The sequence below is a fragment of the Streptomyces sp. NPDC005551 genome (assembly GCF_042871785.1).
GTDB lineage: Bacteria > Actinomycetota > Actinomycetes > Streptomycetales > Streptomycetaceae > Streptomyces.
Genome location: NZ_JBIAJE010000002.1, coordinates 45413 through 66973, shown reverse-complemented (window position 1 = coordinate 66973; position 21561 = coordinate 45413). Strand labels below are relative to the sequence as shown.

The window sequence follows — 21561 nt, the reverse complement described above, 5'->3', positions numbered from 1 at the left end:
GGCATCGCACCGCACGCGGGACAGCCCTTAGGGTGACGGGAACGTCCCCTGGAACAGGAGTGCCCATGCCGCAGATCACCGTCGACTACTCCGCGACGCTCGCCGACGCCTTCGACCGCAGCGGGTTCGCGCAGGCGCTGCACGCGCGGGTCGTCGACACGGCAGCCGCGAAGATCGGCGCCTGCAAGACGCAGTTCCGTCCGGCCGAGGACACCGTCGTAGGCGCCGACACCGGCGGGCACGCCGTCGTCCACGTCACCCTCGGGCTCCTGGCCGGGCGGAGCGTGGAGACCAAGGCCGAGCTGACCGAGGCCGTCGTGGAGCTGCTCAAGACGTATGTGAAGCCCGCCGGGGGCCTCGCTCTGCACGTGTCCGCAGAAGTGCGCGACCTCGACCCGTCGTACCGCAAGTTCGAGGCGTGAGCGTCCGCGGCTACGGCGCCGGGGGTGTTGCCAGCGAGATCAGCCGGACCGCGAGGTCCGTGAAGGGCCCCTCGGCCGGCTCGCTCTCGAAGGCCCGCCGCAGCAGCGCGGCCGTCTCGGCGTCGTAGGCCGCGCTCACGGCGGCCAGCGCGCCGAAGTCGTGCACGAGCTGCGTCTCCAGCTCGCCCCGCGGAATCCGCCGCCCGTCCAGCCAGATCAGCGCCGTCGACTCGGCCAGCGAGATCCACGAGCGGATCACCAGCTCCAGCCGGGCGGGCGGCTTCTCCACCCCGAGGTGGGCGAGGATCTGGACGTACGCGGCCTGGCGCACCGAGTCGACCAGCGCGTTGGTGGTCGACGAGCCGACGGCGGGGCCGCCGCGCATCAACGCCGAGAAGCCGGGCCCGTGGTCGTCCACGAAGTCGAAGAAACGGTGCATGACCCGCAGCAGCCGCGCCCCGAGCGGCCCCTCCCGCGGCTCCACGAAACGCCCCGCGAGATCGTCGGACGCCCGCTGCAACGCCGCTTCGTACAGGCTGAGTTTGCCGGGGAAGTAGTGGTAGACCAGCGGTCGCGAGATGCCGGCGGCGGAGGCTATCTCGTCGATGGAGACCTCGTCGGGCGAGCGCCGGCTGAACAGGTCGAGGGCGACGCCGATCAACTGTTCCCGTCGCTCCTCGACACCCATCCTGCGGCGCACCCCGGTCGTCATACGAACACCTTACCGATCGGAGCCGTACCGGAACGTGCCGGTCCGGCCAGGGGTGTTCAGCTGACGGGCATGCTGCGCTCGCCTTTCGCCCGCGGGACACGGACCAGCGTCGGTCCGTCACGCTCCGCGTCCGCTGACGGGGCGTCACGGTGTCCGACGGGAGGCCCTGTCGGCCGTCACCGCGGCTCAGCGCAGGCCGGTGACCGAGGCGCCGTTCGTCAGCGTCCCCGTCAGCTCCGCCCGCGCCCCCTGCTTCGTCCGCAGGGTCAGCAGATTCCCCTGCGCCGTCCCGCGGACCCCGCCCGTCGCACTGACCGAGACCATGTCCCTGCTGCCGGCGGCGAGCAGGTACCAGGACCCCGCGGCCGACTTCCACAGCACGCCCGCCAGCACGTGCGGATCGCGCGACCCGCACGCGGGAGCGTTCTCGGACTTCGCCGCCACCGCCCCGAAGCGCCCGCCCGGCGTGTGGAACTGCGCCAGCACACGCGCGTCGGCACCCCGCCAGGTCTCCGCCCGGGTGCACACCCACGCGCCGGCCCCGCTCCCGTCGGGCAGCGACTGCCGCGCGAACTGCCAGGCGTTCACCGACCGCACACCCTGCGAGCGCACCGAGGCCAGGGAGCAGGCGTAGGGCGACCAGCTCTGCGGCGTGGCCTCACGGGGCGCGCCGGGCCGGCCCGCGGTGAGGTGGGCCGGGGTCAGTTCGCCGAGGTCGCTCAGCAGGCGCGGGCCCGCGCCGCCGGTACCGCCCGCCAGCCGCAGCGCCCGCCAGGACCGGCAGGTGCCCCTCTGCTGGACCGGGCTCGCCAGCGGCCCCGTCACCCCGTCCCGCGAAAGGCCCAGGTCGACGGGGGCGAGCGCGGGCTTCAGCAGATCCAGCTCGGCCGCCCCGCGCACCCAGGGCGCCGTCAGATAACGGACGTTGCCGTCGGCGCGGTCGAGGACCACCGCGCCCGACTCGGCGTCGCTCGCGCCGTCCACCCGCGCGAAGTCGAGGGCGGCGCCGTTCGCGGAACCCTTCGGCTCGGCGTACCGGACGATGCGCAGTCCGTCGTACAGGAGCACCACGCGCGCGGAGTCGACGTCACCCGCGTACAGGAGCTGGGCCGGGCCGGGGGGAGCGCCGGACGGCGTGCCCGGGGTCGCCGAGACCCGCACGGTCTCGCCCGGGCGGGCCCACACGGCGAGGGCCCGGCGCAGCAGGGCCCTGTCCCCGGTCAGGTTCCCGCGCGCGGGCCACACGGAGAAGTCGGTGCGCGGGGACGTCCGCCACTGCGTCGCGGGCACCTTCACCACCCGCGCCGGGTCCAGCGCTGCCTCCGCGGCCGGGTTCTGCGCGTACGCGGGTGCGGCGGCCCCGTCCGGGCCCCAGCCGCCGCCGGGCAGCCCGAGCAGCGCCCCGCACACCGCGACGGCCGCCGCGGCGGCGAGCGCGGCCTTCATGTGCTGCCTGCGCCGCATCAGGTCCGTGGGGCGGGCGTGCAGCGAGCAGGGGTCGAACGCGGGGGAGAGCAGCAGCTCGTCCCGGCCGGTCAGGGCGCGGGCCTCCGCGAGCGCCGCACCCGGCTTGTCGACGCCCGCCGCGTCGAGCACCTCGCGCACGCCGGCGTCGGACAGCTGCTCCAGGGCGCGCAGGGCGAAGGCCGCGCGGGCCGGTCCGGTGAGGCCGGACAGCCGCCGGTCCAGCGCGAGTTCGTCGGCGCCGCCGGAGCGCGGGAAGAGCCGCAGACCCCACACCTGCGGCAGCAGCGGCGGCAGCTGGGACCGCTTGGGCCAGGCCCGCCGCCTCAGGGGCAGGGCGGCGTCCAGCGCGCCGCGCACCACGTGGAGGCGCACGACGGCATAGCCCGGGTCGCCGTCGCGGCCGTTCGCCTGGGCGGGGATCACGCACGCGGCGGTCCGTCCGCGCGGCAGCGCCCGCTGGGTCAGGGCGTGCGCCGTCAGCACCCGGCGGTCACGGCCGAGGCTGGGCGGCAGCACCAGATAGGCGAGCCGGACGAGCCGCGGATAGTGCTCGACGAGCGCGGCCTCGGCCTGCTCGACGTCGACGGCCGTTCCGGGTGCGGGGCGCGGGGCTACATCCTGTGACTGCACGTTCAGCAGAACGAGCGGATCGTTGGTTGGTCACCTCGGCCCGCGGGCCGGGGCCCTACGCGTCGGGCTCCACCAGCAGCCGGGCGTAGTTCGCCATCGACCGCTGGTAGCGCGGCAGATGGGGAGCCAGGGCGCCGAGCACCAGGGCCAGACCCTCGCGTTCCCGGCCGAGGTCGGCCAGGCAGAGCGCGAGGCAGGCGCGTACGGCGTCGTCCAACTCGTCCGAGGGGGCGACCAGTTCCGGGGTGAGGAGATGGACGCCGTCCTCCGCCTGCCCGATGTTCCGCAGCGAGCTGGCGAGTTGGATCTTGGTGCGCCGGGCGCGGTAGCTGTCGAGTCCGCCCGCCAGTGCCTCCCGGTAGAGCGGCACCGCCCGGTCCGAGTGGCCCGTCGAGTCCCAGGCGCAGGCCTGCTCGAAGGGGCGGACGGGGCTGTCGTCCGGCAGCTCGGCGACGAGTTCGTCGATCACCGCACGGAAGTCCGCCGCCCGTGCCTCGTCGTAGTCGTCGAAGGTGGCCCAGGCGGACGCCACGCGCTTTTCCCAGTCGTCGTTCACAGACCCACCCTCGCACAGGCGTGCCGGTGCGGACCACGGCGTCACGTGATCCTCCAGCCGCTGAACTCCGCGGTCCCGCGCGCGCCCCCGCCCCCGTTCGCCGCGCTCGTGAACATCCCCACGTCCTGGGCGTCGGCCCCGCCCGGCACCGGCACGGTCGCCACCGCCCGCCAGGTCGCCCCGTCGTCCGTGGAGCACGCGCCGGTGTACGAGGCCCCGGCGCGCGTCAGGCGCAGCAGCACCGGCGCCCCGATCCCAATGAGGCGCCGGTACGTGTCGAGGGTGCCGTCGCCGTTGGAGTCGTACGACAGCACGACCCCGTTGGCCGGGGTGACCGCCAGGTCGAGGAAGCCCCCGGACCCGGGGGTCGCCAGGCTGTCGCGGGCGACGATGCCCGCCCGGGCCCAGGGACCGGTGACGGCCTGGGCGTCGACGCGCAGCGTCACGACGGCCCCGTCCGTCAGGGCTCCCGCCCGGTAGAGGGTGCCGAACTCCGCGGTGCCCTTCCACAGGTCGGCGCCCCCGCCGTCGATCGCGAACCGGTCGCCGAGCTGTCCGAAGACGGCCGCGTTGTTCGTGTACGCCGTCCAGCCGTCGGCGAGCGGCCCCGCCTCGAAGAGGGTGCCGTCGAAGTCGGCTCGCACCCGGTCCTCGCCCCGCGGGCCGTAGCGGACCCCGATCGTGTAGGGCAGGGGGCGCAGCGGGCGGTCCAGCGGAGTGCCGGGGGCGTCCGCCCGCCAGCGGACGGTTCCGGTCCCGGCGGCGGGCACCGAGGCGAGGGACGTGGGGCCGTCGGGATGCGCCGTGACACCGGTGAGCGCGAAGTCGACGCGGCCGGTGGCGCGCAGGCCGTTGACGTTGGTGAAGACGGCCTCCACGCGCGCGTGCCCGCCGGGCGGGAAGGCGGGCGGGTCGGCGGTGACCGCGAGGGAGCCCTGGTAGGGCGCGCGGGCCAGGACGTCCCGGACGCGCGCGGCCGTCCGGTACGGGTCGCCGGACGGCCGCAGCGGATAGTCCTTGCGCTCCCGGGTCCACGGCTCCTCGAACGCGAACCAGTCGACGGGGGCGGGTGGCGTCCCGGTGACGAGGGCGGCCTCCAGCGCGTCGAACCACTTCTGCCAGCGCGGCAGGTAGAAGTCGGCCAGCAGGCCGTTCCACTCCCGGTTGCCGTACTCGTGCAGGTCCCCGGCGTCGGAGGTGGCCCGGCCGCCCCACACGGTGATCAGCGCCTTGGCGGTCCGCTCGAACTCGGCGCGCTCCCCGTCGTCCGTGGCGAGCCTGCGGGCGTCCTCGACCCAGGGCCCGAGGAGGAACGCCGGGTGCGTCCCGGTGACCTCGTCCGACAGCCGCATCAGCCGCAGCCACAGCGCGGCCAGCGCCCGGAAGGCGGGCAGGTCCCGCCTCTGGTGGGCGGCCCGCAGCTGCGGCAGGTACTGGCGGCTGCGGTGCGCGAGCGCCTGCCGGGCCACGTCCACCACGTCGTACCGGTACGCGGCGCTGCCCCGCAGGTCCCCGGCCACCGCGAGCAGCCCGGCCAGCGCGGCGTCGAAGCGGCCGGGGTCGTAGGTGAGGGCGCGCGGCGCGTACGCGGCGGCACGGACGGCCGCCAGGTCGGGACGGGCGCAGAACAGCGAGTCGTGGGGGTCGCTGCGCTCCACGGCCCGCTGCTGGTAGGCGGTGTCGTGCAGGGCCCGCCAGGCGCCGCGGGCACGGGGGTCCCGCCGCCCGTACCGGAAGTCGGCGTACGACGAGAACCAGGCGGCCCGGTCGATCCGGGCGGGGCTCCAGGCCAGTTCGGAGAAGAGCTCGAACGCGGCCGGGTCCCGGTCGGCGGCCTCCGGCAGGAACGCCGTGCCCGCCAGCGCGCTGCCCGCCTTGTCCCGCCAGGCGAAGAACTTCTCGTTCCACAGGTGCGTCCGGGCGCCGATCGTCGTGCGGCCGCCGAAGTTCGGGATCGAACCGAACGCGTACGGGGTGCCGCCCCAGTCCCGCTCGCGGTCGGTGACGCCGCTGAAGCGGTCCGAGACACCGTCGACGATCAGCATCCTCTCCTTGTCGACGGCGTCGAGGAGCGCGGGTAGCGGGTTGGCCTCCCAGCCGAGGATCACCCAGGTCGCGCCCGGGTGGGCCCGCCGCAGGGCCCGCTCCACCCCGCGGGCCGCGTCCGGCACCGGCACGTCCCCGGCGGTGCCGCCCTCGTGCAGCAGGTCCATCTTGAAGTGGGCGGCCCCGCCGAACACGTCTTGCTGATGGCGGTAGAACGAGGCGGCGACCTCCGCGAAGGCGCCGGTGCGCGGATCCAGCCAGTCCGGGCGCTGGAAGCCGTGCCAGACGCCCTGCGGCACGACGTGAGCGTCCCCGCCGTTGCGCGCCACGAAGCCCTGGGGGACGTGCCCGTAGTAGCCGGGCAGCACCGGGGCCATGCCCAGCTCGCGCAGCCGGCCGGCGATGCGGCTGCCCAGTTCCGCGCGCCGGGCGATCAGCGCGGGGGAGAGCGGACCGCCGTACCCGGCGAGGTTCTGCAGCAGCCACCACGGCTGGTGGGAGGGGGCGGGCAGCCAGCCGCGGGCCTCGGCGTCGGTGTACCCGAAGTCCCGCAGGAGGCGGTGGTAGACGGCTTCCATGCCGGCGACGACCATCACCTCGTTGCACCCGTGCGCGGCGAGGAGGTCGATCTGGTGCTCCCAGTACGGCCAGTCCGCGTACGGGGCCGTGTAGCCGTCGTTGGTGTCGTTGAGCACGAACCGGTGGGGGAGCGCGGTGTCCCGGCCCAGTGGGCGGGCGGGCGCGGGCAGCCGGCGCGGCAGGCGGAGCTGGGAGCCGTTCCAGGCCAGGTGGGCACCGCACACGTACTTCAGATGGAAGTGGACGCCGGTGAGCAGCACGGCCGGGCTCGTCCCCGTCACCTCGATGCGTCCCGTGGAGCCCGTCACCCGGAAACGGTCCCGCCCGTCCGCGGACACGACCGGACCGAGGCGGTACTGCTCGGCATGTCCGGGCAGCAGCCGATTGAGCGCGGAGCGTGCGGGAGCCGTATCGAAGGCGGGGCCCTCGCCGGGGCTCCCTGCGGCGTGGGCCGGGACCGTCACCCCGAGGGCGGTCCCGAGGCCGATGGCACCGGCCGTGCCCAGCACCGTGCGTCGCGACGGACTGTTCATCTGCGCGCCCCCTGTCTCGACAGGTGCGGCACGCTAACCGGACGGGCGTCCGTGCTCAACGGTGCGAACGGAGCTGGCGAGTTCATGTCGCCGTATAGGACCGGAGGAACGTATGAGGTTGACGCGCGAAGGGCTTGCGGCCGCCGCGACGGGGGCCGCCGCGGCGCTGCTGCTGCTCACCGGCTGCGGCGGGTCGGGCGACGCCGGAGCCGGGGACGACAAGGTCCCGGCCACGGCCACCGGCAGCCTGGAGGACCTGGCCTCCGAGGCGAAGTGCGAGCCGGACATCCAGACGGACGCCGACGAGATCCGCCAGGCCGTCTGCAAGAACACCGACGGCAAGTTCATCCTCGCCACCTTCGCCACCGACCGCGGTCAGCGCGAGTGGCTCAACGAGGCGAAGGACTACGGCGGTTCGTATCTCGTCGGCAGCAAGTGGGTCGCCGTCGGCGAGCCGAGGACGGTCACGGCACTGCGCGGCCGGCTCGGCGGAACCATGGAGGAGGGGACCTCGCACCACTCGGGGAGTGGTGGCGGCGCGGAGACCGGGACCGCGCACTCCGGACACCACAGCGGCTGACCACGCGGGTTCGCGGGTGCCCTGGGGGCACTCCCGGAGCGCTGGGGGAAACGCCGGAGGCCGGCGGCGGGATCTCCCGCCGCCGGCCTCCTCGGTGAGTCGGCTCAGCCGGTCACTTGCACTTCTTGCCGGTGTTGATGCAGTTGACCATCTTGTTCATCAGGTTCTCGTCGAAGACGTTGATGAAGTCGTCGTGGTCGGTGCTCGGCTTGTGCAGCTGCTCCGGGAAACCGTCCACCGCGTAGGCGTTCTTGACCTGACCGTTCGCGACGGTCGGCGGCGGCACGTCGTACACGAGGCGCATCGTCAGCTGCGGGATCGCCTTGAAACCGTTCGCGCAGTTGCCCTGGGCGTCGGCGAAGGCCACGTGCGTACGGTGGTTCGCGCTGTCGGCGTTCTGGCCGTCCCAGCAGCTCTGGAAGGCGAACGAGCGCACCACGCTGCTGCCCTGGGGGCAGATCGGGTACTGCTCCGTCAGCTGCACCTTGTTCTCGAAGCCGGTGCAGCTCCAGTGGGCGTTGGCGTTCGCGAGACCGTTGGTCGTGGTCTTCGCGTCACCGGTGATGATCCGCAGGAACTTCGGCATCGCGACGACCTTGCTCCGCGGGTTGCCGACGAACTTGATGGACGCCTGCTTGGTCTGCAGGACCTTGCCGACGTTGCCTTCCTTGCCGCCGCCGTCGTTGTTCTGGTCGAAGTCCTGCGTACCGTCCTGGATCCGCACCACCGGCCAGTAGTACGACGACTTGTCGCCCTGGTTCGCGCAGCTGGTCTGGGCCGCGGCGAACGTGTCGTTGTTGGCGAACGCGTCGTTCGACTGGTTGCCGACGTAGTCGTGCAGGTGGTGAGCGCCGTTGGTGACACCGGGCGCCACGATCACGTTGTCGGTGTTGAACTTCTTGTTGGCGTTCACACCGCAGGAGCTGGTGAAGGTGCCGGACGAGCCGGCCGCGCGGGTCCGTGCCTTGCGGGCCACGTTGGGCCGCACCTTTGTGATGTCGACGAAGTCGGCCGCGACCGGACCGTTGCCGGCCTGCCCGCCGATCCCGGCCTGACCCCCGTTGCCCTGGCCCTGACCGCCGCCGTTCTGGCCCTGACCGTTGCCGTTCTGGCCGCCGGTGTTCTGGTTCTGGCCACCGCCGTTCTGACCCTGACCGTTGCCGGCCTGGCCGTCGGTGGTCTGCGGCGGAGCCGCGGGGACACCGGTGCACGGCGCGAGAGCGTCCAACGAGCTCGGCGCGGTGCTGCCGACCCGCTTGAATCCGATCTTGATCCGTTCGATCGTCGCGGTCCGCTTGTCCTTCAGCGGGCCGAGGATGGCGTTCTGGACGAAAGCGGTGTCCTTCGTCGCGGCGTCGCGCGTGGCGGCGAGCCGGGCGTAGGCCTCGGTGATCTGCTTGTCGAGGGCCGCCAGCTCCCTGTCGACGCCGGATCGTGCCCGGTACGGGACAGTGGTCAACTGCTGACCCACGTCCGGGCACTTGATGGTGGCCACCTGAGCGGCGGCGGCCTTGGTGCTGTTCTGCGCCGAGTTCTCCTCGTGCGCGGAAGCGTAGAAATTCGCCCAGACCAGTCCGCCGCCGCCGATCGCCAGCGCCGCCGATGCGGCGATGGCGCGGACGGCGAGCGGTGAACGGCGTTTTCGCGTGTTGCGTCCCATGGAACTCCTCTGACTTCCTTGCGGGGCAGCGAGGCGCCCGACAGGAGTGAAGCGGCTCCCTTCCATACGCGTGAGGCGTGTGGGGTGTTCAGGAACCGTGGAAGAACTTGTGAACCCATGGGGCCAGTTCCGGTACAAAGGGGTCAGAACGCTGTGAAATCAAGGGAGTTGATGTTCCGAATCAGGTTTGAACCATAGTCAGCGCGGTCGGGCGCGGCGGTGGGGGCGGGCCCGCACCGACCCGGCACGGGCACGCCCGGGTCACCTGCCGAGCACCTTCGCCTCCACGGCCGGGTCGAGTCCCACCACCGGCCGGTCGGACCGCTGCGGGGCCACACCTCCGAGGCTCCGCAGCCAGCTCCACGTGTCGGCGACCGTCTCCTCGACGGGCCGCACCCGCAGTCCCGCACCGAGGGCACGGGACACGTCCGCCCCGTGCAGCGCGTCGTGCAGCCCGCTGCCCGGCGGCACCCACACGGGCAGGTGCGTCCACGGCTCGATCCCCGCCGCGAGGATCGCCCCGGGCTCGGTCCACCGCAGCTCCGCCCGCCCGCCGGTGACCCGGGCGCACGCGTCGAGGAGCCCGCTCGTCGTCGTGTGCCCCGGCGGCCCCACCAGGTTGTACGCCCCGCTCATCGCACCCTCCGCCGCCCCGAGGGTCCACTCGGCGAGGTCGCGGACATCGACGTACTGGAGCGGCAGGTCGCGAGGGCCGGGCGCGAGCACGGGACCTCCGCGCGCGATCCGGTTCAGCCACCACGGCAGCCGCCCGATGTTCTCGTACGGCCCGAGGATCAGCCCGCAGCGCACCAGCACCGAGCGGCCGGCACCGAAGCTCTCCAGCACGGCCAGCTCACCGCCCCGCTTGTCGCGCGCGTATTCGCTCTGTTGCGCGCCGGCCGACGCGCCCCCGACGAGAGGAGCGTCCTCGGTGTACCCGGCGGGGGCCGGCCACGCGTACACCGAGCAACTCGACACGTACACGTACCGCCCGGCCCGGCCCGCCAGCAGCCGTGCCGTGTCCCGCACCGCCCGCGGCGCCGCCGACCAGGTGTCGACGACGACGTCCCACTCGCCCTCGGTGAGCGCCGCGAGCCCGCCGGGAGCGGTGCGGTCGCCGTGCAGCGTCCGCGCGCCCGCGGGGGCGGCCCGCCGCCCGCGGTGGAAGACGGTCACGTCCCAGCCGGCGGCGAGCGCCACCTCCACGACGGCGCGCCCCACGAACTCCGTACCGCCCAGCATCAGAAGTCTCATGCCGGGGACTCTGCCCGGGGGGCGGCCCGGACGGAACGGGAATCTGCTGACAGGAGATTCGGGGTCAGCGTCCGCTCGGCGGGGCGTACTTGTACCCGACCCGCCGCACCGTCTGGATCGCCTTGCGGTGCTCCGCGCCGAGCTTGCGCCGCAGCCGGGCGACGTGGACGTCGACGGTACGGCCGTCGCCCACGTGCCCGTAGCCCCACACCGTGGTGACCAACTGGTCGCGGGTGTGCACCCGGTGGGGGTGCGCGACCAGGTGGGCGAGCAGTTCGAACTCCAGGTACGTCAGGTCGAGCGTCCGGCCGTCGACCCGCGCGGTGCGCTGCACGGGGTCGATCCGGACGAGCGGTTCGCCGGCGTCCTCACCGAGCGCCCTCGCGTCGGGTGCGTCCGGCACGGCGACCGGCAGCAGCGGCTGCTGGTCGGCCGGGACGAGGACCAGGTAGCCGACCATCGGCGGGCGGCCCGGCAGCGTCGGCAGGGTGTGCTGGGGAGCCGGCAGCCAGGTGGCTCCCGGCGGGAGGAAGTCCGCGACATCGACCACCTCGTCCCGGTCGACGGCGCGCAGCCGGTGCCGTGCGGCGGTCGGGGCGGGAGCGGTGAGGGTGCCGGCGGTGGAGAAGGTACGGGTGTTCGCCATGGGAGGTCAGCTCTTTCGCGCGAGGAGTCGTCGTGTGGTGCCGACGGCCGCGAGGTCTTCGCGGGGGAGTCGGCGGACGTACGTCGTGCGCGCTGGCCGAAGGCCGGGTGAACGGCTTTAGAGGGCCCGCGCGTTCATCGCGCGACAACACTCCCGGTCGAAGTCGTGGTGCTGACGGGAGGGCCAGAAGGGCTCGAGGTCGCGGCGACCCGTCGCGATGCACTTCCGGAAGCTGGCCATGGGTCCATTGAAGCAGATGAGCCCGGCCCTGAGCAGCTCCGGTGGGGACCTTCTCGGCACGTGATACCGGGCCTCCTCGGCGCGATCCCGTCTCCCGCGCCCGGCGGGGAACACGGAAGGGGCGCCCGCCGGTCCGGCGGGCGCCCCTTCACGGGAGGCGGGGGTTGATCAGACCTGGCCGGCCTTCTCCAGGGCGGTGCAGCAGGTGTCGACGAGCAGTCGCGTCACCACGTACGGGTCGACGTTCGCGTTCGGACGGCGGTCCTCGATGTAGCCCTTGCCGTCCTTCTCGACCTGCCACGGGATGCGGACCGAGGCGCCGCGGTTGGAGACGCCGTAGCTGTACTCGTTCCACGGGGCGGTCTCGTGCAGACCCGTCAGCCGGTCGTCGATGCCGGCGCCGTAGTTCTTGACGTGGTCGAGCGGCTTCGAGCCCTCGCCCAGCGACTCGCACGCGGTGATGATCGCGTCGTAGCCCTCGCGCATCGCCTTGGTGGAGAAGTTGGTGTGCGCGCCGGCGCCGTTCCAGTCGCCCTTGACCGGCTTCGGGTCCAGCGTCGCGGAGACGCCGAAGTCCTCGGCGGTGCGGTAGAGCAGCCAGCGCGCGACCCACAGCTGGTCGGAGACCTCCAGCGGCGCGAGCGGGCCGACCTGGAACTCCCACTGGCCGGGCATGACCTCGGCGTTGATGCCGGAGATGCCCAGACCCGCCTTCAGGCAGTTGTCGAGGTGCGCCTCGACGACGTCACGGCCGAAGATCTCGTCCGAGCCGACGCCGCAGTAGTAGCCGCCCTGCGCGGCCGGGAAGCCGCCCTCGGGGAAGCCGAGCGGACGCGAGCCCTTGAAGAAGGTGTACTCCTGCTCGATGCCGAAGATCGGCTCCTGCGCGGCGTGCCGCTCCGCGACCTCGGCGAGCGCGGCACGGGTGTTGGACTCGTGCGGCGTCATGTCGATGTTGAGGACCTCGCACATGACGAGGACGTCGTCGCCGCCGCGGATCGGGTCCGGGTACGTGGCGACCGGCTTGAGTACGCGGTCCGAGGCGTGGCCCTCGGCCTGGTTGGTGCTCGACCCGTCGAAGCCCCAGATCGGCAGCTCGGCACCCTTGGCGTCGTCGGCCAGGATCTTCGTTTTGGAACGGAGCTTGGCCGTCGGCTCGGTGCCGTCGATCCAGATGTACTCAGCCTTGAAGCTCACGGGCCACATCCTTCGGGGTGGGTCTGCAGGCGCATGCGCGGGTGCTGCGGCGCTGCGGCACTGGGGCGCCGCTGGGATGTCCGGCAGCCTGTCAACAGGCGATTTCCCGGTCATTGCCCGCAGGTGAACCCCGTGTTACCTGGGACTCGTGTGCCCGGGGTCACGCGGTGAGGGGGCACGGAGGGCGTGGGCGAGGGGGGCGGCAGGTCAGGGCCCGTAAGGACCGTCCGCCGGGGCGGCGGCTCGTATGCGATGCGTTTGCGGGCGCGCAGGGGGCCCCGCACCGGGCCCGCGCAGGGGCGGGGGCCCGGACCGGTCGAGGGTCCCGGACCGGTCGAGGGTCCCGGACCGGTCGACGAGGTCCCGGACCGGTCGAGGGCCCCGCCCCTCCCGCGTGGGAGAAGCGGGACCCTCGGCGTGTTCCCGCATGCGACGGCGAAGGGCCGTCAGCCGACCTTCTCGATACGGGCCCGGCGGATCAGGAACTTTCCGGGCTCCCTGACCTCTTCGAACGCCGCGTTGTTGAGCAGGACGCAGCTGCCCGAGACCGAGGTCACCTCGACCGTCGTGGACTTGTCGTTGTCCAGGTTGGTCACCTTCAGCCTGGTCCCGGCGGGGAACTCGTTGCTGGACGCGGCCGGGGCGCCGTTCTCGCCGGAGAGCGTGACGGTCGAACCGGCGCACACCTGCTCGCCGGCGGCACCGCCCGCTTCCTCGCCTCCCGCGTCCTGGCCCGCGTCCCCGGCGCCCGCCTCGTCACCGGGTGCGGTCTCCTCGGGAGCCGTCCCGGCGGGCGCCTCGGTCGCCGGCCCGCCGGCCTGGGAGTCCTGAGCCGACTCCCCGACCTCGCAGCCGGAGGCCTTCTGCTGGCGCCCGATCTCCTTGATGACGTCCTCGCGGTTGGCGATCCGGGCCTTCGACTGGGCGTCGGGAGCGGCCCGCTGGGCGTCGATGAACCGCTGGTTGTTGCCCACCGCGGTGGCCAGTCCCTGACAGACCGCCGAGTCCTGGGCGCTCTGGACCGGCGACGCGTTCGACGTGGCCGCGAGGGCGAAGGCCCCGCCTCCGGCCACGGTGGCGGCGCCGACCAGCAGGGCGAGCTTCTTCTTGGTGCCGAGCGTTCTCCTACGCGACATGCGCGCCTCCTGGATGCGGGGGAACGTACGCCGCTATGTACGAGATACCGAACGAGGTCACTCAACGGTCACGGAGACCGTCGGGGTGACGTGGGCCACAAGGACGGGCCGGTGGCGGACCGTCAGCGGGACAGGGCGTCCCGCACCGCCTCCTCCGTGCGGCCCACCACGGCGGTTCCGTCGTCCGCCGTGATGATGGGACGCTGGATCAGCTCGGGATGCTCCGACAGCGCCTCGGTCCACCGGTCCCGCGAACCGGCGTCCCGCGCCCACTCCCCGAGGCCGAGTTCCTTGGCGACGGACTCCTGGGTGCGGGTGATGTCCCACGGTTCGAGTCCGAGACGCGCCAGTACGTCCCTGATCTCGTCCTCGGTGGGCACGTCCTCCAGGTAGCGGCGCACGGTGTAGTCGGCGCCCTCCGCGTCGAGCAGGCCGACGGCGCTGCGGCACTTCGAACAGGCGGGGTTGATCCAGATCTCCATACCCGCACGGTACCCGGAACAGCCCTTCCCGTCTGCGTCACATCCCCCGTCAAAACCCCTGTGGCCAGGGGCTTTTGTCAGTGCCGGGCGGTAGAATAGAAGCAGTGTTCGAGGGTGCGCCGGAGGTTCCGGCGAGGCCCTGACCGCGACAGGAGGATGCCCGTGCCCGCTGCCGCACTGAAGCCGAAGTCCACCCGGTCCACCGCCCACAGGGCGGCCCAGCCCGACCTGCCGTACGAGCCCGTGAACAAGCGCCCGCTCCCGCCCGGGCGGCCCCGCGACTGGTACGTCACCCACAACCGCCGGCTCAAGGCGATGCGCCTCGCGATCGCCCTGCTCGACTCCGGTGTCTACGTGCCGAACCAGGCCCGCAACGAGACGATCCGCGGCGCCGCGCAGCTCATCGGCGTCCACCCCCCGTCGGACACCACGTGCCACATGGTCCGGGCGCTGATGCGGTACGCCCGCTGACCTCCCCGGGGCTCCGCCCGCACCGGCGGAGCCCCGGGACGGAGCGGCAGAGGGCGGCGCGGCGGCACCTCACCCCGCCGCCAACTCGCGTTCCAGCGGCGTCCGGAACCGCGGAGTGACCCGGGTGGCGCCCAGCCACGCGGACAGCCGGTCGGCCTGGGCGGCGACGGCGTCGTGGCCCTCCCGGCCGAGCCCCGCGGCGTCCAGCACCCGCCACACGACCTCCCCGTCGGCCCGCTGGGCCCAGCCCCCGACGACCCGCCCGTTCCACCACACCGTCGGCCCCACGTTCCCGCTCCGGTCGAAGAGCGCGGGCCGCAGCTCCGGCGCGAGGAACCAGTCCCGCTCCTGCCACCCCATGGCCGTCGGGTCGAGCCCGGGCAGCAGCGCGGCCCACGGCTCGCCGGGCCCGGCCACCGGCCCCTCGTCCCCGTCCGCCACGTACCCCGTGAGACCGCCGTCGAGCGACACGGCCACCGCCCCGGCCGCCGCGAGCGCCCGGCGCACGTCGGTGACCTTCCAGCCCGTCCACCACTTCAGATCGGCCTCCGAGGCGGGACCGCACGCCCGGAGCCAGCACCGCATGAGCTCGGCCCGGGCCTCGGAGGGCGCCGGTCCGGAGTGCGGCGCAGCGACCGCCCAGCGGAACTGGCTCGACGTCCACGCACCGAGCGGGCGCCCGCGCACGACCCGCCCCTCGACACCGAGAACCCGCATCAGCCGCGACGACACGGTCTGCGGACTCTCGTAGCTCCGGCCCGCCCCGTAGGTGAACCGCTCCCTCAACCGCGGTTCGTCCCGAACGAGTTCGTTGACCGTGGCCTCACCGCGCCGGGCCAGCGCGGCGAGCGCGGACGCCTCCACCTCGGCCAGCCACTCCTCGGTCAGCCGCCCGCCGCTGCCGGTCACCACGTCCGCGACCAGCGCGGCCCGCGCCTTCTCGGCGACGGCGAGCCCCGTCGAGGCGTGCACCACGGCCGCCAGCCCGGCGGGGAACACGAACACCGTGTGCCGCATCCCGTGCATGCGCACCAGCGTGCGGTCCTCGTACAGCGCCCGCTCCACCTCCCCGACGGTCCTCCGGGAGTCGGTCAGCCGGGCCCCCACCGACAGGTACACCGTCGCCGGATCGGTGCCGTGCAGCGCGACGAGCGAGCCCGCGACCTCCTCCGGGCCGGCCGCGCCCGCCGCACCCGCCAGCCGGTGCCGCAGCGCCAGCCGGGCCCGCCGCTCCGCCACCCCGATGTGCCGCCCCTGCGCTCCCACGTCACCTCCGCCCGTTCCGCCGCCCCGGGTACCGGTCGCGGCACTTCCCATCCTGTCGGACACCCGGCCGCCCCGGGTCCTGTCGTCGGACTCCCGTCCGCCAGGAGCCCGACGACAGGACCCGGGGGCACGTCACCCGATTGCCGTACCCGGCATGCGCACGGCCCGGCCGGCGGCCTTCACTGGGGCGACCGGGGGAAGGCAGCGGGCAGGAGCGGGGAAAGGCGGAACGGCGATGGCCCCTCAGGGTGGACGAAGGCCCGTCGGGCCGGCCGCGACCGCGCGCCCCGCCCCATGACCGCGACCGCCGACCGCGCCGAGAAGGGCAGAGCGGTCCGCAAACGCGTCCCGCGCTCCGCGCACGCCGAGTGGCTGGCCGCGGTCGACCGCCCCGACCCCGTCGCCGTACTGGAACGCCAGGGCCGGGACCGGCTCCCAGAACTGCTGCCGGTCCGGTACGGGCGGATGAGCGCCTCCCCCGTCGCGTTCCTGCGCGGCGGGGCCGCCGTGATGGCCGCGGACCTCGCCGCCCGGCCGCACACCGGCCTGACCGTCCAGCTCTGCGGCGACGCGCACCTGCTCAACTTCGGTGTGTTCACCTCTCCGGAACGCGCGCTGCTCTTCGACCTGAACGACTTCGACGAGACCTTCCCCGGGCCCTTCGAATGGGACGTCAAGCGACTCGCCGCCAGCATCGCCGTGACCGCCCGCGAGAACGGGCACAGCGAGGCGCGGGCCCGCCGCGCGGCACGTGCGGCGGGCGCCGAGTACCGCCACGCCATGCGGCGCCTCGCGGGACGGGGCGAACTCGCCGTCTGGTACGAACGCGTCGACGCCGACCTGCTGGTCCCGCTGGTCCGCTCCGCACGCCACCGCGGACGCGCCGAGTCCAGCCTCGCGCGCGCCCGGCGCCGGACGAGCCTTCAGGCGCTGGGCAGACTCACCGAGACCGTCGACGGCCGGCCCCGCATCGTCCAGGACCCGCCGCTCCTTGAGCGCGCCGGCCCGCCCGACACGGGGGCGCTCCGCAAGATCTTCAGCGACTACCGCTCCACGCTCTCCGAGGAGCGGCGGCTGCTCCTGGGCCGCTACCGCTTCATGGACGCCGCCGGCAAGGTCGTGGGCGTCGGCAGCGTCGGCACCCGCTGCTTCGTCGTGCTGCTCGCCGGGCGCGACGCGGACGACCCGCTGTTCCTGCAGATCAAGGAGGCCGGCCGGTCCGTCCTCGAGGAACACCTGCCAAGCGGCCCCTACGACCACCCCGGTCACCGCGTCGTCGCCGGCCAGCGGCTGCTCCAGGCCGCGAACGACATCTTCCTCGGCTGGATGACGGGGCCCCAGGGACGGCCGTACTACTGGCGTCAGCTCCGCGACACGAAGGGCACCGCGGACGTCGCCGGCATGAGCCCGGACGAACTCCTCGGCTACGCGCGGCTCTGCGGCACGGCCCTGGCCCGCGCCCACGCCCGCTCCGGCGACCGCATCGCCATCGCCGCCTACCTCGGCGGCGCCGACACCTTCGAACGCGCCGTCGCGGACTTCGCCCTCCGCTACGCCGACCAGAACGCCCTGGACCACGGGACCCTGTGCGCGGCCGTGGCCGCCGGGGTGGTCAGAGCCGCCCCCGGGGTCTGAGTCACCGGCACCGGGTCTGAGTCGCGGGCACCGGCCGGACGGCCCCGCGGCGTCCCGGGCCAGGCGCCCGGCCGCCGCGCTGCGGTGCCCCAGGGCACCCGTGCGGGAGCTGCCATCCGGGTGATGGACCGGGAAATGGGATGCACGGGCCGGGATCGGGTCCCTACGCTGGGCGAGCGTTCCGGAGCCGCTGAGCACCGCTTCCCGCCGGACAGGCATCAGGCGGCGGACTCGGGGTCACTGACTACGCACCGACGGACGGCCGCCCGCCCCAGGCGCCCTGTCGAAGCCCCGCAGAGATCCAGTCCACCCACGCCCCAAGGAGTCCCGTCATGGGCACCTTGATCATTTCGGCGACCTCGGTCCTTGTCGTCCTAGGCTTCTCCCACCACGTCCTGTGGCTGGCCGCGGTCGCCCTGCTCTTCCTGTACGTCCGGTACGGACGCGCCGGTGCGGGCGCGTCCGCGGCGGGCGCCCCGTCCGCTCCCGGCGGATCCGCAGGGCCCGCGGGCCGGGCGGACCCGAGCTACCGCGCCTACCGCGAGAGCCGGGACCAGCAGGCCAGGTGGGAGCGCCGCTACCGCCGCGAACGCCCACGCGAGGCGCGCCGCCAGGAACGCAGGAAGGGCAACTAGGGCCTGTCTGACGCCCTCTCCCGCCCCCGGCGGCCGCACGGCTCCCGGTGGGCCGCATCACGACGGAGCCCCCGTCACCGCCCTGGGGCGGTGACGGGGGCTCCGGCCTGGAGCCGCGACGGTTTACACGTCGAAGTACAGCTCGAACTCGTGCGGGTGCGGACGCAGCTGGAGCGGCGCGATCTCGTTCGTGCGCTTGTAGTCAATCCACGTCTCGATCAGGTCCGACGTGAAGACGTCGCCCTGGAGGAGGAACTCGTGGTCGCGCTCGAGGGCGTCGAGGACGGCCGGGAGCGAGGTCGGGACCTGCGCCACGTTCGCGTGCTCCTCGGGAGCCAGCTCGTAGAGGTCCTTGTCGATCGGCTCGGCCGGCTCGATCTTGTTCTTGATGCCGTCGAGGCCGGCGAGCAGCAGCGCCGAGAAGGCGAGGTACGGGTTACCGGAGGAGTCCGGGGCACGGAACTCGACGCGCTTGGCCTTCGGGTTCGAGCCCGTGATCGGGATGCGCATCGCGGCGGAGCGGTTGCGCTGCGAGTACACCATGTTGACCGGCGCCTCGAAGCCCGGGACCAGACGGTGGTACGAGTTCACCGTCGGGTTGGTGAAGGCGAGCAGCGACGGGGCGTGCTTGAGGATGCCGCCGATGTAGAAGCGGGCGGTGTCCGACAGGCCCGCGTAACCGGCCTCGTCGTAGAACAGCGGGTCGCCGTTGGCCCACAGCGACTGGTGGACGTGCATGCCCGAGCCGTTGTCGCCGAAGATCGGCTTCGGCATGAAGGTCGCGGTCTTGCCGTTGCGCCAGGCGACGTTCTTCACGATGTACTTGAAGAGCTGGAGGTCGTCGGCCGCGGCGAGCAGCGTGTTGAACTTGTAGTTGATCTCCGCCTGGCCGGCGGTGCCGACCTCGTGGTGCTGGCGCTCGACCTGGAGCCCCGAGGCCTCCAGCTCCAGGGAGATCTCGGCGCGCAGGTCGGCGAAGTGGTCGACCGGCGGGGCCGGGAAGTAGCCGCCCTTGTAGCGGACCTTGTAGCCGCGGTTGTCCTCGACCGCACCGGTGTTCCAGGCGCCCGCCTCGGAGTCGATGTGGTAGAAGGACTCGTTCTCCGCGGTCTTGAAGCGCACGCTGTCGAAGACGTAGAACTCGGCCTCGGGGCCGAAGTAGGCCGTGTCGGCGATGCCCGTGGAGGCGAGGTAGGCCTCGGCCTTCTTCGCCACGTTGCGCGGGTCACGGGAGTACTGCTCGCCCGTGATCGGGTCGTGGATGAAGAAGTTGATGTTGACCGTCTTGTCGCGGCGGAAGGGGTCGACGCGCGCGGTGGTCAGGTCGGCGCGGAGCGCCATGTCGGACTCGTGGATGGCCTGGAAGCCCCGGATCGATGAGCCGTCGAAGGCGAGCTCCTCGGCCGGGTCGAAGGCCTTGGCCGGGATCGTGAAGTGCTGCATCACACCCGGCAGGTCGCAGAAGCGGACGTCTACGAACTTGACGTCCTCGTCCGCGATGTACTTCTTGGCCTCGTCGGCGTTCTGGAACATCCAGCTCCTCCTACTCCCGCCCACTGGGACCGGGGTGGTAGTTCGTTTGTGCGGCCAGTGCGGTGGCACACGCTGGACCCGACCTTAGGGACGGGGGATTTCCCAAGCGTGACCCGTTTGTTTCGTGGAAGTTAACCGGCCCGGGTTCCACAGCAGCCTACGCATACCCCGACCGGCCGGGCACATACCCGGTCGCAGTACCGTGGACGGGTGGACAACAGGCAAGCAATGGGATCGTGGCTCTCCGGCCCCCGCGCGGCCGCGGAGGAAGCCGGCGCCGACTTCGGATACCGGGGTGAGCAGCTCGGCCTGCCGGAGGAGGGGCCGGGCTCGATCGCCCGCCCGGGCCGCCGTCTCGGCGCCCTCGCCGTCGACTGGGCCCTGTGCCTGCTGATCGCATACGGGCTGCTCACCCACGGCTACGACCAGGCGACGGGGAACTGGGCGCTGCTCGTCTTCTTCGTGCTGGGCGTCCTGACCGTCGGCACCGTCGGCTTCACCCCCGGCAAGCGCCTCTTCGGGCTCCGTGTCGTCCCCGAGGGCGGTGGCCGGCCGAACCCGCTGCGCGCCCTGCTGCGGACGGCGCTGCTGTGCGTGGCCGTCCCCGCCCTGATCTGGGACCGCGACGGCCGCGGCCTGCACGACCGCCTCGCCCGCACCGTCGAGGTCCGCAGCTGAAAGGCCGCGCGGGTGCGGCGCGACAGCGCGTGCTCGGCACAGCGGGTGCTTGGTGTGCGGGGAGGGAAACGCAGAGAAGGGGGCGCCCGGAGTGATCCGGGCGCCCCCTTCGACGTGGGAGGGGTCAGCGCATCTTTCCGCCGCGCGGCATCCGCATGCCCTTGGGCATCGGCCCCTTGGGCAGCGGCATGTTGCTCATCAGGTCGCCCATCGCGCGCAGCCGGTCGTTGGTCCTCGTGACCTGCGGGCCGGTGAGCACGCGCGGCAGCTTCAGCATGGTCGTGCGGAGCCGCTTGAGCTCCACCTGGCCCTCGCCGGTGCCCACGAGCACGTCGTGCACCGGAACGTCCGAGACGATCCGCGCCATCTTCCGCTTCTCGGCGGCCAGCAGGCTCTTCACCCGGTTCGGGTTGCCCTCGGCCACCAGCACGATGCCCGCCTTGCCGACGGCCCGGTGCACCACGTCCTGGCTGCGGTTCATCGCCACGGCCGGGGTCGTCGTCCAGCCGCGGCCGATGTTGTCCAGCACGGCCGCCGCGGCGCCCGGCTGTCCTTCCATCTGCCCGAAGGCGGCACGCTCGGCCCGGCGTCCGAAGACGATCGCCGACGCGAGGAAGGCGATCAGGAGACCGAAAATACCGAGATAGACCGGGTGTCCGATCAAGAAGCCGATCGCGAGGAAGACACCGAGGGTGACGATTCCGACAGCCGCGAGTACAAGACCGATCTTGGAGTCGGCCTTGCGGGTCATCTTGTAGGTCAGGGCGATCTGCTTGAGTCGCCCGGGGTTCGCAGCGTCCGCTGCGGTTTCCTTCCTCGCCATGCCCACGAGTCTACGTGGCCCGGGGAGCGCCGACGACGGCGGTGCCGCCGCTACGACAGGCGGGGGCCCACGGCCTCTTCGAGGACGCGCTGCGCCTCGAACCGGTCCTTGGCGCGGCGGCGGTCCTCCTGCACGGAGGTCCAGGCGTTGCGGCGCGCGGTGCGCTGTCCGCTGCTCATGAGCAGCGACTCGACGGCACGCAGTGCATCGGTGAACGTGGGAATCGCGGTGGCGCGTACGGGCGCGGCCTGCATGGTGGAGGTCCCCCCTCGGGATGGCGGCTCGGGCGGAGGCGGTACGTGGTACGAGACCAGGGTCACTGAATGGTGTTACCAGGGCGTGACCGGCCGGTCAAACGCCCATGAAGCCTGGAAGCGGAG

The 21561-nt window shown here is 73.1% G+C and carries 21 protein-coding genes; 6 read left to right on the top strand and 15 right to left on the bottom strand.

Going from position 1 to position 21561, the window contains the following annotated elements:
- Positions 1 to 65: 65 nt before the first annotated feature.
- Complete coding sequence (locus ACFYP4_RS04555; RefSeq protein ID WP_358851637.1) at positions 66 to 422, top strand: 5-carboxymethyl-2-hydroxymuconate Delta-isomerase; 357 nt, start codon at positions 66 to 68, stop codon at positions 420 to 422.
- 10 nt (positions 423 to 432) lie between these two features.
- Here the strand turns inward: ACFYP4_RS04555 and ACFYP4_RS04550 are convergent, their stop codons facing one another.
- The 4 genes from ACFYP4_RS04550 to ACFYP4_RS04535 form a co-directional block, all read right to left on the bottom strand.
- A complete protein-coding gene (locus tag ACFYP4_RS04550; RefSeq protein ID WP_358851638.1) occupies positions 433 to 1134 on the bottom strand; it encodes a TetR/AcrR family transcriptional regulator in 702 nt (233 codons plus the stop codon).
- A gap of 186 nt (positions 1135 to 1320) precedes the next feature.
- Positions 1321 to 3231: a hypothetical protein gene (locus ACFYP4_RS04545; RefSeq protein WP_358851639.1), complete on the bottom strand. Its 1911-nt coding sequence runs from the start codon at positions 3229 to 3231 to the stop codon at positions 1321 to 1323.
- Positions 3232 to 3286: 55 nt separating this feature from the next.
- Positions 3287 to 3805: a tetratricopeptide repeat protein gene (locus ACFYP4_RS04540; protein WP_358851674.1), complete on the bottom strand. Its 519-nt coding sequence runs from the start codon at positions 3803 to 3805 to the stop codon at positions 3287 to 3289.
- 23 nt (positions 3806 to 3828) lie between these two features.
- Positions 3829 to 6945, bottom strand: a complete 3117-nt coding sequence (locus tag ACFYP4_RS04535) for an alpha-N-acetylglucosaminidase (protein WP_388782801.1) — start codon at positions 6943 to 6945, stop codon at positions 3829 to 3831.
- A 112-nt stretch (positions 6946 to 7057) separates the two neighbouring features.
- Here ACFYP4_RS04535 and ACFYP4_RS04530 point away from each other — a divergent pair, with 112 nt between their 5' ends.
- Positions 7058 to 7525, top strand: a complete 468-nt coding sequence (locus tag ACFYP4_RS04530) for a hypothetical protein (RefSeq protein WP_358851641.1) — start codon at positions 7058 to 7060, stop codon at positions 7523 to 7525.
- 112 nt (positions 7526 to 7637) lie between these two features.
- Here ACFYP4_RS04530 and ACFYP4_RS04525 read toward each other — a convergent pair whose 3' ends face one another.
- From ACFYP4_RS04525 to ACFYP4_RS04495, 7 genes are all read right to left on the bottom strand, one after another.
- Positions 7638 to 9185: a DUF1996 domain-containing protein gene (locus ACFYP4_RS04525; RefSeq protein ID WP_358851642.1), complete on the bottom strand. Its 1548-nt coding sequence runs from the start codon at positions 9183 to 9185 to the stop codon at positions 7638 to 7640.
- A 261-nt stretch (positions 9186 to 9446) separates the two neighbouring features.
- Entirely contained in the window at positions 9447 to 10439 is a 993-nt protein-coding gene (locus tag ACFYP4_RS04520; protein ID WP_388782797.1) for an NAD-dependent epimerase/dehydratase family protein, read from the bottom strand.
- 64 nt (positions 10440 to 10503) lie between these two features.
- Positions 10504 to 11085 (bottom strand): winged helix-turn-helix domain-containing protein, encoded by a 582-nt coding sequence (locus ACFYP4_RS04515; protein WP_358851644.1) that lies wholly within the window; start codon positions 11083 to 11085, stop codon positions 10504 to 10506.
- A 117-nt stretch (positions 11086 to 11202) separates the two neighbouring features.
- A complete protein-coding gene (locus tag ACFYP4_RS04510; protein WP_358851645.1) occupies positions 11203 to 11325 on the bottom strand; it encodes a hypothetical protein in 123 nt (40 codons plus the stop codon).
- Positions 11326 to 11493: 168 nt separating this feature from the next.
- Positions 11494 to 12522: a glutamine synthetase gene (gene glnII, locus ACFYP4_RS04505; protein ID WP_358851646.1), complete on the bottom strand. Its 1029-nt coding sequence runs from the start codon at positions 12520 to 12522 to the stop codon at positions 11494 to 11496.
- A gap of 446 nt (positions 12523 to 12968) precedes the next feature.
- Positions 12969 to 13658 carry a hypothetical protein gene (locus ACFYP4_RS04500; protein WP_358851647.1) on the bottom strand — a complete coding sequence of 230 codons (690 nt, stop codon included), beginning with the start codon at positions 13656 to 13658 and terminating at the stop codon, positions 12969 to 12971.
- 122 nt (positions 13659 to 13780) lie between these two features.
- Positions 13781 to 14140, bottom strand: a complete 360-nt coding sequence (locus ACFYP4_RS04495; RefSeq protein ID WP_358851648.1) for an arsenate reductase family protein — start codon at positions 14138 to 14140, stop codon at positions 13781 to 13783.
- 162 nt (positions 14141 to 14302) lie between these two features.
- Here ACFYP4_RS04495 and ACFYP4_RS04490 point away from each other — a divergent pair, with 162 nt between their 5' ends.
- On the top strand, positions 14303 to 14611 hold the full coding sequence (locus ACFYP4_RS04490) for a hypothetical protein (protein ID WP_388782791.1): 309 nt from the start codon (positions 14303 to 14305) through the stop codon (positions 14609 to 14611).
- A gap of 69 nt (positions 14612 to 14680) precedes the next feature.
- Here the strand turns inward: ACFYP4_RS04490 and ACFYP4_RS04485 are convergent, their stop codons facing one another.
- Positions 14681 to 15877 (bottom strand): winged helix DNA-binding domain-containing protein, encoded by a 1197-nt coding sequence (locus ACFYP4_RS04485; RefSeq protein WP_388782788.1) that lies wholly within the window; start codon positions 15875 to 15877, stop codon positions 14681 to 14683.
- Positions 15878 to 16171: 294 nt separating this feature from the next.
- Here ACFYP4_RS04485 and ACFYP4_RS04480 point away from each other — a divergent pair, with 294 nt between their 5' ends.
- Positions 16172 to 17512: a DUF2252 domain-containing protein gene (locus tag ACFYP4_RS04480; protein ID WP_388782785.1), complete on the top strand. Its 1341-nt coding sequence runs from the start codon at positions 16172 to 16174 to the stop codon at positions 17510 to 17512.
- A gap of 332 nt (positions 17513 to 17844) precedes the next feature.
- On the top strand, positions 17845 to 18147 hold the full coding sequence (locus ACFYP4_RS04475; protein WP_358851652.1) for a hypothetical protein: 303 nt from the start codon (positions 17845 to 17847) through the stop codon (positions 18145 to 18147).
- Positions 18148 to 18270: 123 nt separating this feature from the next.
- Here ACFYP4_RS04475 and glnA read toward each other — a convergent pair whose 3' ends face one another.
- The gene (glnA, locus tag ACFYP4_RS04470; RefSeq protein ID WP_358851653.1) at positions 18271 to 19680 is read right to left on the bottom strand and encodes a type I glutamate--ammonia ligase; all 1410 of its coding nucleotides are present in this window, start codon (positions 19678 to 19680) and stop codon (positions 18271 to 18273) included.
- Positions 19681 to 19890: 210 nt separating this feature from the next.
- On the opposite strand from glnA, the gene ACFYP4_RS04465 reads away from it, so the two are divergent.
- Positions 19891 to 20358, top strand: coding sequence for an RDD family protein (locus ACFYP4_RS04465; RefSeq protein WP_388782781.1), 468 nt, complete (start codon positions 19891 to 19893; stop codon positions 20356 to 20358).
- A 124-nt stretch (positions 20359 to 20482) separates the two neighbouring features.
- Here the strand turns inward: ACFYP4_RS04465 and ACFYP4_RS04460 are convergent, their stop codons facing one another.
- Both ACFYP4_RS04460 and ACFYP4_RS04455 read right to left on the bottom strand, forming a co-directional pair.
- The gene (locus ACFYP4_RS04460) at positions 20483 to 21181 is read right to left on the bottom strand and encodes a DUF4191 domain-containing protein (protein WP_358851655.1); all 699 of its coding nucleotides are present in this window, start codon (positions 21179 to 21181) and stop codon (positions 20483 to 20485) included.
- Positions 21182 to 21231: 50 nt separating this feature from the next.
- Entirely contained in the window at positions 21232 to 21435 is a 204-nt protein-coding gene (locus ACFYP4_RS04455) for a hypothetical protein (protein ID WP_358851656.1), read from the bottom strand.
- Between the last annotated feature and the right edge of the window lie 126 nt (positions 21436 to 21561).